A 12918-nucleotide genomic window follows, 5' to 3' on the forward strand; every position below is an offset into this window, starting at 1 on the left:
CCCAATAAGCTGATGCGTTTTAAATAGTCTTCACTTATTGGGTTTTTTTATGCCCTTTAAGGCTTATTGACAAGGTTTAGGACTAAAGACAACATTATTGTCGAACTTCAGCTGTGCGCGGTTCTCAAACCTGTATTTTCCATTTTTTTCTTTGACCGGCCCGTAGCCTTCGTAGAATTTATCATCCTTTTTAAGCAACACAATTTCTCTCACAGACCTTAATCCCTCTGAGTCAAAAGTATATTCTGCAAGGAGCGTATCGCCTTTCATTTCTCCGGAAAGCGTGCCCTTATTGGCATCTTTTTCCCAAATGTGGTAGTCCAGAAAACCAGTGATTTCTTCTCCATTGGTTCGCAGTTGCATGGAGGCGGTATCTTTGTTTTTAATATACTGATAGCAGTTAATGGAACGTTTAGGCTTTTCGTTTGTTGCGGTAAAGCTGGTGTCGACTGCAATCATTCCAGAAGAATCTGTTAATGTTTTATCTGCCTGATTACTGTTACAGGAGGCCATCATGGCGGTCAATCCTGCAAATAATAAGAGATATTTGTTCATTGTTTTATGGTTTGATACGCATAGCCTACTGCAATTGGCCTGCCAAAAAACACACAAGTAAGGACAACCTAACCGAGGCTGATCACATCGGCGGATACAGAAAGGGGGCTGGCCATAATTAAATGATACACCCCCTAAACTGATTTGATGATGGTATGGCCTATTAAAATAGGCCTATAGCCCATATTATTTAGCTCTTGGCTTGCTGTTCCAGATATAAGTTCCAGCAGCACCTGCGGCAAGTGTTGTACTCACCACCTGACCATTGTATTTAATGTTGAAGGTTTGTGCTTCGTCACTGTTGTTCATCGTCACTAATACTAGTTTTCCTTCTGGTGTTTTGTAAGCTACGTTCTGGATTTTGTCGTCTTGATTTGAAGCGATACGTACAGAACCAGTCGGTACAAATTTAGAAGTCTGGCCGATAGAATAGAAGGCGATGTTTTTGCTCCAGGTTTTACCATCTACGGTAATTGCACCTAAACAGCTGGTACAGCCACCATCTGGTGTAAATGGACGGTATTGTGGATCTGCTGCCAGGTTCCATTCCAATACGGTTTTACTCCAGTTTCTTGGGGCACCAATCATTAAGGTCTCCACATGCCATTTTAGGTCCTTGGCGAAATCACCGGGGCCACCTACCCATTGCTCAGTAAAATAGATATTTTTATTAGGGAAGGCTTCATGCACTTGTGATAGGGCAGAGATTTGTCCGCCATATAAGTGAAATGCGGAACCATCGATATATTGGTTAGCTTCCGGATCTTTTAAGATCGTAATTGGATAATCCGGACGGTCTGCATTATGGTCATAAATGATAATTTTAGTTTTGATGCCTGCAGCTTTAAATACCGGACCTAAAGCAGTCTTCACGAAGTTGGCTTGATCTTGCGGTGTCATGTACATACTTGGGTTATTGCCCGGATGTAACGGCTCGTTTTGGATCGTTAACGCATCAATAACAATGCCTTGTGCTTTCATTGCCTCAATATATTTTACGAAATATCTGGCATAAGCCTGATAATATTCTGGCTTTAAACTACCACCGCGGTAAGCTTGATTGTCTTTCATCCAGGTTGGTGCTGTCCATGGGGAGCCCATGATTTTAATCTTTGGATTGATGGCAATGATTTCCTTTAACATTGGAACCAGGTCTGTCATCTCTTTTGCAATAGAGAAGTTTTTCAGTTCAGGGTCAGTTTGTCCTTTAGGCATTTCATTATAAGTGAAGGTTTCCGCACTTAAATCTGAAGCACCAACACTCAAACGCAGGTAACTAATGCCGATGCCATTTCCATCCGTAGAGAAAATCTCTTTTAACATTGCCTTTTTCTCAGCAGTTGGAAGTCCGTTCATCAGGGTAGCACTACCACCAGTTAAGGTATAGCCAAAGCCATCCATAGTTTGGAAAGTCTGCTGTTCATCTACTACAATATTGATGTGGTTATTCATCGCTGTAGAGAAATGTAATGGCGTTTTCTGCTTTTCCAATAGGGCAGAACGGTCGCCGCTCGTGATCCATGATTCTACACCTGTAGTTACTGGTGCCTCTTTCTTACTGGCGCATGAACTCAAGGCCAGTGCAGCAATCACGCTTAAATTTAATAATCTCATAGATAATATGGCTAATTAAGGGATGTAGTTAAAATTGATTTTCTGATCCGCAATCTGAAGGGTAAATTCTCCTTCTTCCGTGATCGCTTTGCTTTCGGTGTTGATGAAGGCCAGATCTTCGGGCTGAATTTTAAAAGTTACTGTTTTCGTTTCTCCAGCTTTCAGGTCGATTTTATCAAATCCTCTCAAACGTTTCACATCTGGAGTGATTAAGGTTGCGTATAAATCTGAAGTAAACAGCAATACACTTTCTTTACCAGCTACTTTACCTGTGTTGCTTACATTTACAGTAACGGTCAGCGTTTCTCCTTTTTTCAGGGTATTGCTGCTCAATTTCAACTGGTCATATTTGAAGGTGGTATAACTTAAACCAGCTCCGAATACGTATTGAGGGTTGTAATCTGCATCATAATTGTAAACACCTTCTGTGGTGCCTTTATTTTCTGATGGTTTATGGTAATAGGTAAACAAGGCGTTAGGGAATTGTGGGTACGTATATGGCAGTTTTCCTGAAGGATTAACTACACCATACAATACATCCGCAAGGGCATCACCACCGAAGTTACCCGGAAGGTAAGTCTGTACAACAGCGCTCATTTTCTTTTCAAATTTGCTGATCACACGTGGGCGCCCTTCATTCAATACCAGGATTACTTTTTTACCAGTTGCTGCTAATTTATGCGCCAGTTCTGTTTGTAAATCGGATAGGTATAAATCGTTCATATTACCTGGAGACTCTGTGTAAGAGTTTTCTCCAAGACAAAGCACAATCACGTCCGCATCTTTTGCAGCAGCAATGGTTTCTTCCATTTTATCCGCATACTCCTCATAATATTTGCCATCCATTTTGTAGCTGACACCTGGGAAGTAAGTCACGTTTTCTTTTCCTGCTTTATTTTGTAAAGCTTTCAGGATAGTGTTGTATTTAGCTGCAAATTCTTCTACTTTTTCCCCTTGCCATGAGTAAGTCCAGGCACCGTTTAAGGTTCTCATAGAATTGGCATTCGGACCAGCAACCAGGATTTTTGTTCCTTTCGCCAATGGTAGGATCTGATCTGTATTTTTCAATAAAGTAATTGATTCTGCTGCGGTTTGATAAGCTGCGTTTTCAAATTCCCTGCTACCGAATTTCGGGTAGTCTTTAGGGTTTGTAGTCGGTTTTTCAAATAGGTTCAATTCATATTTTACCCATAAAATTCTTCTTACAGCATCATCAATACGAGATTCTTTGACTTTTCCTTCTTTCACTAGCGCCAAAAGGTTGTCGCAGAAAGTCTCGTAGTTATAAGCGATCATCGACATGTCGATACCAGCATTAATAGCCAGCATAATTGCTTCTTTGTCGTCTTTCGCAATGCGATCTCTTTTGTAAAGGTTTTCAATATCGCCCCAATCGGTCACTACTAGACCTTTGAAGTTCAATTCTTCTTTTAATAATTCCGTAAGGATATGGTAATTGGCATGAACAGGAACACCGTTAATGATGCCAGAATTGATCATAATGGTTTTCGCACCTGCATCAATTGCCGCTTTAAAAGGAGGTAAATGGTACTCTCTTAAAGCTTGATCAGAAATAAAAGCAGGAGTTCTGTCTTTTCCTGAAACGGATACCTGGTAACCCAGGAAGTGCTTAATTGAAGAAGCTACTTTTTCCGGATGTGATACTTTGCCATCTTCACCTTCGTAACCTTTTACTGCGGCTACACCCAGTTCTTTGATTAGGTAAGGATCTTCTCCGAAACTTTCCCACTGACGAGGAAAACGGGGATCAGAACCCAGGTCCAACAGCGGGGCAAAGTTCCATGGGATAGCGCTTGCACGGGTTTCATAAGCAGTAATCGAAGCGCCATTTTTCACCAATGCACGGTTAAATGTGGCTGCCTGACCAATTTGCTGCGGGAACATGGTCGCACCAACGGTATAGGTTGCACCATGGATTTCATCCACACCATAAATCACCGGGATTTTGTTTGGCGTTTGTTTCATCGCCACATTTTGAATCTTGCTGATGATGTTATACCAAACCTGTGGGGTTCTTGCTCTGTTGTTTGAAGTATTCAATATAGAACCAACATGGTATTTTACCAATACTCTTTGTAATTCTTTTTCGTCTAAACCGAAAGGTTCATCGCTTTCATAGCGTCCTTTTCCTTTTCCAACGACATCCAGCGTGATTTGTGCCATTTGTCCGACTTTCTCTTCAATCGTCATCTTTTTTAACAGGGCTTCTACTTTTGCCTGGTTGTTATGCTGAGCGATGGCCGTACCAAAAGTGCTGGAAAGCAACAATAAGGATAGAGTTGTTTTTAGTGTCATTTGTGTATTTAAAAAGGGAGCAATTGATATTGCTCCCGGTAAAAATTATTTGTTGATGGCCGTATTTCTATCTTGCTCTTTCTGCGACATCGGCAATAAGATTTTGTCGGGAGTAAGATTATAGTTTAGCGATGTGCCATTTCCGTCTTTCTGTGCATTCATCACCTGGACGGCACGATTGGTGCGTACCAGGTCATACCAGCGTTGTCCCTCAAAAGCAAGCTCCAGACGACGTTCTTTTTCAATTGCCAAACGCATTGCTGCCTGATCTGCTGCTGGAGTTGCAGCAAGGTTCACACGGTTTCTGATCTGATCTACCAGTGGTTTTGCCTGGGCCCAGCCACCTGGACTTAACTCATTCAATGCTTCAGCTTTTAACAAAATGATATCTGCCAAACGAAGGAAATAGATATTCGTCTGGTCATCCTTTCTGTATTTATTGATGTAAGGATATTGTGCTTTTGGCCAAAAGGTATCGCTCCAGCCTTCCGAAGTAGTATTCAGGAATTTGATGCTTGAATTTTTACGGATTTGATCACCCTCTGTATCAAATGCTGCAGCAAGATCGTTAGTTGGGGTACAGAATTTTTTCCATCCTGCACCAACAATCACACTTGGCATCCAGTTTCCACGTTTGTTGGCGCCATTGCCACCATCGAACTGCATTTCCCAGATAGATTCTGAATTGTTCTTGTTAGTGCCTGTAAATAAGCCATCATAGCTGCCAAATAAAGAGTATCCGCCGCCAATAACAGCATCTGCATACTGGTTTACTTTTGTCCAGTCTGGGTTGGCTTTAGTCGCATATACTTTAGCCAATAACGCATTAGCTACACCTTTAGTGAAGATCCCCTTGTTAGGAGCTGTCGTTCTGGTGTTGGCAAGCGCATATTCCAGGTCTTTAATGATCTGTTCGTAAACCACTGCGACACTGGATCTTGGAACCTGCATTTCTGCCTGATTGGCTGGGGTTTTTAGTACAATAGGTACTGGACCCCATAAACGTACCAGGTAAAAGTATAGATAAGCTCTGAGTCCGGCTGCTTCCCCTAGGATTTGAGCTCTTCTATTGCCTTTATCTAATTCAGGATCTTGAATAAGGGGTACATTTTCTAATACCTCATTCGCATTTTTAATCTGTGAATACAGTTCTGACCAATCTCTTTCCAATACTTCATTAGTAGAGTTGACGCGAAACTCATCCATTTGGAACATCGCAGGATTGTCACCACCAGCATAAGCGTTATCAGCAATCACATCTCCATTGAGCATGAAATCCCAGATATGGGTGTTGTTGTACATTCCGCCATAAGCACCTCCAAGCAGCTTTTCAGCCCCTTTAAGGTCTACGAAAGCCTCCTCTGGTGTTTTTTGGTTGAATGGGTTCTTATCTAAAAAATCTTTTTTACAGCTGGTTTGTACCCCGATAGTCAGGGCTGCAGCGGCTAAAATTGAATATAATTTAATTCTCATGTCTATTGTTATTAAAATCCAACGTTTACACCTAACAAGAAGCTTCTGCTTTGCGGGTAGGTACCATAATCTACACCCATACTTGGGCCGTTTGCGCCATACTGACTTACTTCAGGATCTAAGCCTTTGTATTTGGTGAAGGTTAGGATGTTGTAGCCAGTCACAAATACGGTAAGTCTGCTCATATTCATGCGGGCTAAGAAAGCATCACCGAAATTGTAAGAAAGGGTAGCGGTTTTTAGACGCAGGTAGGAAGCATTTTCTACGAATCTGCTGGAAGTAAGTGAGTTCTCAGTTTTTCCTTTTTCTGATCCTGGAATACTTCCATTCGTGTTTTGTGGCGTCCAGCGGTCTAATACTGTTGCGGACTGGTTTTTAGAGTCATTAAGACCTTCTAAATCAATTCTGGAAGCATTGAACATCTGGTTGCCCTGAACACCCTGGAAGAAGATGTTTAGTCCGAAATTACCATAACGGAAGTTATTGGTCATTCCATAGATAAAATCAGGTTGTGCTGAACCGATAAAGGTTCTGTCATCTTTCAGGTCAATCTTACCATCGTTGTTTAGGTCTTCATAAGTAGCTTTACCTGTTGCTGGATCAACGCCTGTATATTTAAGGCCGTAGAAACTGCCCAATGGTCTGCCTGCAACTACACGTACAGCTGAAGTACGGGCAGAAATACCACCGAAATCAAGTGATGGGGTAGAAGTACCTAAGCTGGTTACCTTGTTTTTGTTGAAAGAGATGTTCATATCTGTAGACCAGCTGAATTTCTCTTTATCTACGTTTTTAGTGGATAGTGTAAACTCCATCCCTTTGTTTTCCATAGCACCTACATTGTAGGCTTGTTCTGCAAAACCTGCCGATGGCTGCAATTGTACTTTGATTAATAAATCATTGGTTTTTTTCAAATAAGCGTCAGCAGTAAAAGTTACCCTGTTGTTGAACATGGTTAAATCTAAACCAATATTGCTCTGGGTAGTTGTTTCCCAGGATAGACCTGTGTTTTTCAGGTTGGTCAGGTTATAATCACCCTGTGCATTTTCTGTATAAAGTTTCATCCAGGCATAGTCTCCGATTCCTTCATCGTTACCTACTTTACCCCAGCTACCTCTGATTTTTAAGTCATTGATGGTTTTGCTGTCCTTCAGGAAGTTCTCACCAGAGATTCTCCATCCCGCAGATGCAGAAGGGAAATAACCGAAACGCTGCTCATCACTGAATCGCGAAGAACCATCAGCTCTGAAGTTTGCGCTCAATAAGTATTTGCTATCGTAAGCATAAGTTACTCTGGTTAGGTAAGACTGCTTAGCCCACTGTGCTCTTTGAGGAACTTTAGGAACGACAACTGGCTTGTCATTTTTCTGATCTGTTTGTGGCTTGTAGAACCTGTTTTCTTCATATTCTACGTAGTTGTAATCTGAAGATTGTAAGGTATAACCACCAGTTGCTGAAAATGCATTTTTGCCAAAGTTCTTGGTATAAGTCAAGATGTTTTCATTCAACCATACATTGTCGTTGGTTTTATTGTTTCTATAAATTCCACCTTCTGCACGGCCGTAGGTGGTTTTGAAGGCATCAAGATTATAGTCGTAGTAATTCTGGTTCACATTGGTACTGATCGTTGATTTGAAAATCAAATCTTTAGTGAACTTGATCTCTCCACCGAATGATCCGATAAAACGGAAGTTTCTGCTTTTGTTTTTCGCACCATAGGCCTGGGCAATTGGATTGTCCCATCCACCAGAGTTTGGAATGGTCGTATAAGAGCCATTCGGATTGTAAATGCCAATGGTGGAAGGTGTAGTTAAAGCTGCTAAAATTGTACCTCCACGTGCAACACCTGCATTGTCGGCAACATCAATAGAGTTTCTTGCGGTTAAAGCTGCGGTTCCAGTGAATTTTAACCATGGTGTCGCTACTTGTGACCCATTAAAGTTAACAGTATATCTGTCTAATTGTGCTGGAGCTACAATACCTTTATCTTGCTGGTAGCCGGTAGAAAGATAAAAATTGCCACCATTGCCGCCACCAGATAAGGATACCTGATATTGGTTTTGTTTACCAGTGCCGAAAGTTTCTTTTTGCCAGTCAGTATTGCTGCCATCACCATAAGAAGTATAGCCCATTTCTTTCATCAAATCAATGTATTGATCTGCATTTAGCACATCTTGTTTGCGCCAGAAATTAGAAATACCGGTAAAAGCATTGAATTCTACTTTCACTTTGCCAGAAACACCTTTTTTAGTAGTAATTAAAACCACCCCATTTGCACCACTTGATCCATAAATGGCCGCTGCTGCTGCGTCTTTCAAAATGGTTAAAGATTCTATATCATTTGGGTTTAGGAAACCTGCATTTCTGGAAGTTACCCCGTCAATTACATAAAGCGGGCTGTTTGAAGCGGTGATGGAAGTATTTCCACGAATGCTGATTGCAATCTCTGCACCTGGTTTACCAGATTGTGCAGTAACCTGTACACCTGCCGCTCTACCTTGTACTGCTTGTAAAGGATTGGTGATGGGCTGATTTTTCAGGTCTTTAGAAGATACCGTGGTCACTGCTGTGGTCAGGTCCTTTTTGGTGGACGTACCGTAGCCGATCACGACTACCTCGTTTAATTCATTATTGTCTTCAGATAGATTTGCGTTCACAGTGGTGTTGTTGTTCACCGCTTGTTCGATGGTTTTATAACCAATAAAGGAAAAAACCAACGTTGCATTGCCCGGGGCAGTCAACGTATACTTTCCATTATTGCCGGTCATTGCACCTTTAGCTGTTCCTTTAATTTTAACAGAAACACCTGGAAGCGGCAGACCTTTTTCGTCTTTCACCTCTCCCTTAACGTTAAGCTCCTGGGCCATACTCACAGAGATGCTACAGAGTAAGCTAAGGATAAAAAGAGTAAACTTTTTTCTCATAATTTTTGCTTTTGTTTAATGAATTTGATGTGATAAAGTTAAGGTTGATTTTATGTTAATTCCTAGTGATTAGTATGTTTTATTTTTGCTAAACCACTGATAATTAGATTGTTGTATGTGTTTTGATACGCTTTAGTACCCTAGCTTAAAAAGCGCTTAAGTACTGATATACAGTGTATAGCAGTGCTGTTCGGGCTTAGGGCATTACCTGATCTGATACGCTTAAGTACCCTTGTCTTAAACAGGTAAAAAAAATGTCAAATCACCGGATTGTATCCTGCGGAAGCGTTAAAAATCAGAATTATTAAGGGCTTTTTAGTCTAAAACCAGCTGACTCCAGCCGTTTTTACTGGCTTTTTTGAGCTGAGCTTTTCGCTCTTCCATCACTTGTTTGATCCCAGCTCCATAGGTCCAGCAGGTGCTTTGACGGATGCCCAGGATTTCAGATAATTTGTGAGAAGAAATTTTTCCCTTAGAAGAGTACACGAGGAAAACCATATAGAAGGCCTTCACAATTGGGATGCGGGTATTGTGGAAAATGGTGAAGCTGGTCACTGATTCTTCATAACCGCATTTGCTGCATCTCCTGCTATAGGCGATGTGTCCGCTGTAATAATGGTCGTTCTTACATTTCCTGCAGTGGTAGCCATTTTTCCATTTTAGTTCAGATAGGAATAAGTTACAACTTTCCTTATCCGGATAGATCTTGCTGAATTCATCAAAGTCTACATCGGTCGACATTACCCGATCGCGCGTTACCTTTTCTACATTGGTTTGCAGCTCCTGATTGTCCTGTTCCAGCAAAGTATTCATTCTGGAAATCTCCTCCGCCTGTTGTTTTAACCGGTCGTTGGCGTCCAGCAGTTCTGCGTTTTTAGCCTCAATGATCAGAGACTTGTGGTATACTTCCCGGGTACGTTCTTCTACCTGACTTTCCAGCTCCTGATTTAAGGTGTCTTTTAGCTTCACATTCTCCGCCATAGAACGGATCATCTGACGGTGCACAATGTCTTTTTTCTTCCTCAAAATGCTCACCTTATCGCCAATAGCAAAAGATAGAAATACCATTTCCAAGATAAAGCAGAAGCTGAGGCTGTAATAACTGATGGCCCCGAAGTTTAAAAAAGAAAAATGGAGCATGATGAAGAACTTCAGCAGAAAGCCTAAAAACAGGAAGCTATACCCCAATACGAAGAACCGGGCCGGAAGATATCCTTGTCGGTAGATATAAATACCGGTAAAAAAGGCCACCGACAAAGGAATGGCATCGAGAAATTTATAGCTGAATAGGTTTTGGTTAAATACCAGGCAGTATAAAAACCATAACGTTCGGAGGGCAATTACACCTAAAATCAGAAGATTTAATTTTGGTGCTTTAGACTTGACAAACAATAGTTCCCGGGTAAAAAGCAGAGCAAAAATACTAACCGCATATAAGGCTACAGCATAAGCAGTTTGGTTCCAAACAGGCTGATTTGGCCATAAGTACTGATAGGCGATGCCATCGGTACTCATCTCAAAGAAGCCAATACTTAGGTTGTAAAGCACATAGTATAGATATTGCTTCTGGCGCATGGCGATAAACATGATCAGATTGTAAAAACTAAACACGAGGATCATTCCATAGAAAATACCAAAGTAAAAGTACTCGTCTAAGGCGTAAGAAATGAACCAGTCTACGGAGCGCAGTACGATAATAGCGTCACCAATTTGTGACGACTGGATCTTAAAATAATAGGTTTGTACCTCGTTATTATCGTTATCCAGGTAGAATTCGAAGTTTTTATGGTGTAATTTCCTGTTGTAGAAAGGGAATTGATCGCCAAATTCTTTGATTTTATAACTGCCATCTGCTTGCGGGATATAGGCCGTCACATGGTCTAGTGTCTGGTCGAAAAACTCCAGTAAAAAGTACTTCTCAGCTTCACTGTTGTTTTTAATATTGATTTTGAACCAATAAACCTTATTTAATTGAGTGGTTTGAGGGGTGCTGGTTTTACTGGGTTTAAACTGCTGGGCGAGGGATTTACTGCGAATCTTATCGAAAGTAAGCTTTCCTGAGGTATCCGAAAGCACCTCAATCTGTTTAAAGGAAAAGATGTGCTGGTCAATTTTGTCGTTTATTTCTACAACTTCCTGTGCCTTTAAATCTCTGCCTATAGAAAAGGAAAGTAGGGTAATCAGGAAAATCGCTTTAGATAGAAATAAGAATTTTGAAGACATAATGGCGCACAGCAAATTAAATTATGGCGCGAAGGTCGGGTTAAAAATTTTAATGCACAACATCGGGTCTGCCGTAGTCGACAATAGGGCAGGTATTTAGCAAGAATCAGATTTAATTTTATAGTCGAATGACTATTTTTGTGCGATGGTACCAACGTGTGTTTTTTTGCCTGTTCCTACTGATTTTAATTTCGGAGAATGTCTATGGTTATGGCGAACACTTTCTAAAAGGGTGTAATTATAGCTGCTCTCCCGTTAAGCTGCCATTTCTTGCTGCTTCCCAACCAATCATGGCCGTTTTTTTAGTAGGTCCCCAATGGTATTGCCCCAATTCTCCTGTAGATTTAATTACCCTGTGACAAGGAATTAAAAAGGCTACCGGGTTTTTACCTACTGTGCTTCCTACTGCACGATTGGCTTTAGGCTTTTGCAGCTCATTGGCAATGTCGGCATAGGTTGCGAGGTATCCAGCAGGAATCTTTAATAGGGTTTCCCATACTTTGATCTGGAAATCCGTTCCTTTTAAATGGAGCTTTACTTCGGATAACCTGCTCCAGTCTGTGCTAAATATATAAAGTGCATGCTGTTGAAGCTGATCAAGCACCTGTTGGTACTTCGCATTAGGAAATCGCTCCTGGAGTTCTTTAAACGCCTGATCTGAATCATCTGAAAATGCCATATAGCAAATGCCTTTAGCAGTGGAAGCTACCAATAGTTGGCCAAAAGGACTTTCCGCGAAACTGTAATTGATTTGTAACTGCTGTCCGCCATTTTTGAATTCTCCGGGTGTCATTCCTTCGATCTTGATGAATAAGTCGTGTAACCTGCTGGTGCCTGATAAACCGGTTTCATAAGCGGCTTCAGCCAATTTACCATTTTGGTTTTTTAAGATTCCTTTCGCATATTCTATGCTCAGGTATTGCAGAAATTGTTTAGGACTCACACCAGCCCATTCCTTAAACATACGCTGAAAATGAAAGGGACTTAAATGAATATGTGCAGCGACGTCGTCTAAAGAAGGTTGCTGTTTGAAATTCGTCTTTAAATATTCAATTGCTTTTTCAATTCTTTGATAATCGATTTGAGCTGATGTTTCCATGGTTTTAAATTTATACCCCCAAATTAAGGGATGGAAGGCGCTGTGGAAACCCGAAACTTGCGCTATTCCTGATCTGAAATCGTAATATTTAGTTCTTCTAATTGTTTGTGCTTGTTTTCTGCAATTAAGGTGCGGTGTTTATTTTGCGTATCGCTGAGCAGATTAACCAATAACTTCTTGTTAGCTGCCGAAAGCTCCTGGAATAGCAGCTGATCAGCCTTGAACATACTGGAGTGTAACAGTTGTAGGAGTTTTTCTCCCTTTGTACTCAATTTAACCAGCTTAGCTCTTTTATCCGAGGGGTCACTTCTTTCTATCAATAGCCCTGCTTTTTTGATTCTGTTGAGGATGTCAATGCCGGTAGATTGTTCAAAGAATACCGCTGTAATCACATCAGATTTCCTCGCTTCACGATAACTGGAGATCGCCTTCATGAAGTAAAACCATTCCAGTTCAATTCCCGGGTAAGCTTTAAGTACAGATTTTGCATAGACCAGGTGAATGGCGTTTAATTGTCCAATCAGGTTAGCCAATTCCTGATCTGCATCTTTATCTTCTAGCGTAACCGGTGTTTGATCCAGTACTGCGGGGCCTTTATGTTCCATTAAAAAATGACTGCAGAATTCCGCTGCATTTGCAGCGGGATTCTGGCTTTCATAATCGGCCCATGCCGTAATTAGTTCAACAATTGGTTTCATAGTCCTCAATTCATCT

At 41.1% G+C, this 12918-nt stretch carries 8 protein-coding genes; all 8 read right to left on the reverse strand.

Features of this window, described 5'->3' with window-relative positions; genetic code table 11:
* Positions 1 to 63: 63 nt before the first annotated feature.
* Positions 64 to 555 (reverse strand): hypothetical protein, encoded by a 492-nt coding sequence (locus H9X96_RS08725; RefSeq protein ID WP_255431058.1) that lies wholly within the window; start codon positions 553 to 555, stop codon positions 64 to 66.
* A gap of 186 nt (positions 556 to 741) precedes the next feature.
* Positions 742 to 2169, reverse strand: coding sequence for a glycoside hydrolase family 30 beta sandwich domain-containing protein (locus H9X96_RS08730; RefSeq protein ID WP_187665894.1), 1428 nt, complete (start codon positions 2167 to 2169; stop codon positions 742 to 744).
* Positions 2170 to 2184: 15 nt separating this feature from the next.
* Positions 2185 to 4485, reverse strand: coding sequence for a glycoside hydrolase family 3 N-terminal domain-containing protein (locus H9X96_RS08735; protein WP_187665895.1), 2301 nt, complete (start codon positions 4483 to 4485; stop codon positions 2185 to 2187).
* A 45-nt stretch (positions 4486 to 4530) separates the two neighbouring features.
* Positions 4531 to 5958, reverse strand: coding sequence for a RagB/SusD family nutrient uptake outer membrane protein (locus H9X96_RS08740; RefSeq protein WP_187665896.1), 1428 nt, complete (start codon positions 5956 to 5958; stop codon positions 4531 to 4533).
* A gap of 11 nt (positions 5959 to 5969) precedes the next feature.
* Positions 5970 to 8882, reverse strand: coding sequence for a TonB-dependent receptor (locus H9X96_RS08745; protein ID WP_187665897.1), 2913 nt, complete (start codon positions 8880 to 8882; stop codon positions 5970 to 5972).
* Positions 8883 to 9197: 315 nt separating this feature from the next.
* A complete protein-coding gene (locus H9X96_RS08750; protein WP_187665898.1) occupies positions 9198 to 11105 on the reverse strand; it encodes a 7TM diverse intracellular signaling domain-containing protein in 1908 nt (635 codons plus the stop codon).
* A gap of 238 nt (positions 11106 to 11343) precedes the next feature.
* Complete coding sequence (locus H9X96_RS08755; RefSeq protein WP_187665899.1) at positions 11344 to 12204, reverse strand: methylated-DNA--[protein]-cysteine S-methyltransferase; 861 nt, start codon at positions 12202 to 12204, stop codon at positions 11344 to 11346.
* Between the two features lie 62 nt (positions 12205 to 12266).
* Positions 12267 to 12902, reverse strand: a complete 636-nt coding sequence (locus tag H9X96_RS08760) for a MarR family winged helix-turn-helix transcriptional regulator (protein ID WP_187665900.1) — start codon at positions 12900 to 12902, stop codon at positions 12267 to 12269.
* Positions 12903 to 12918 lie beyond the last annotated feature (16 nt).

The sequence above is a fragment of the Pedobacter sp. N36a genome, assembly GCF_014472395.1.
GTDB lineage: Bacteria > Bacteroidota > Bacteroidia > Sphingobacteriales > Sphingobacteriaceae > Pedobacter.

Bases quoted from the DNA above. Each gene is read 5' to 3' on its own strand.
- H9X96_RS08725 (WP_255431058.1), bottom strand. From the start codon at position 555: ATGAACAAATATCTCTTATTATTTGCAGGATTGACCGCCATGATGGCC.
- H9X96_RS08760 (WP_187665900.1), bottom strand. From the start codon at position 12,902: ATGAAACCAATTGTTGAACTAATTACGGCATGGGCCGATTATGAAAGC.
- H9X96_RS08750 (WP_187665898.1), bottom strand. From the start codon at position 11,105: ATGTCTTCAAAATTCTTATTTCTATCTAAAGCGATTTTCCTGATTACC.
- H9X96_RS08735 (WP_187665895.1), bottom strand. From the start codon at position 4,485: ATGACACTAAAAACAACTCTATCCTTATTGTTGCTTTCCAGCACTTTT.
- H9X96_RS08745 (WP_187665897.1), bottom strand. From the start codon at position 8,882: ATGAGAAAAAAGTTTACTCTTTTTATCCTTAGCTTACTCTGTAGCATC.
- H9X96_RS08740 (WP_187665896.1), bottom strand. From the start codon at position 5,958: ATGAGAATTAAATTATATTCAATTTTAGCCGCTGCAGCCCTGACTATC.
- H9X96_RS08755 (WP_187665899.1), bottom strand. From the start codon at position 12,204: ATGGAAACATCAGCTCAAATCGATTATCAAAGAATTGAAAAAGCAATT.
- H9X96_RS08730 (WP_187665894.1), bottom strand. From the start codon at position 2,169: ATGAGATTATTAAATTTAAGCGTGATTGCTGCACTGGCCTTGAGTTCA.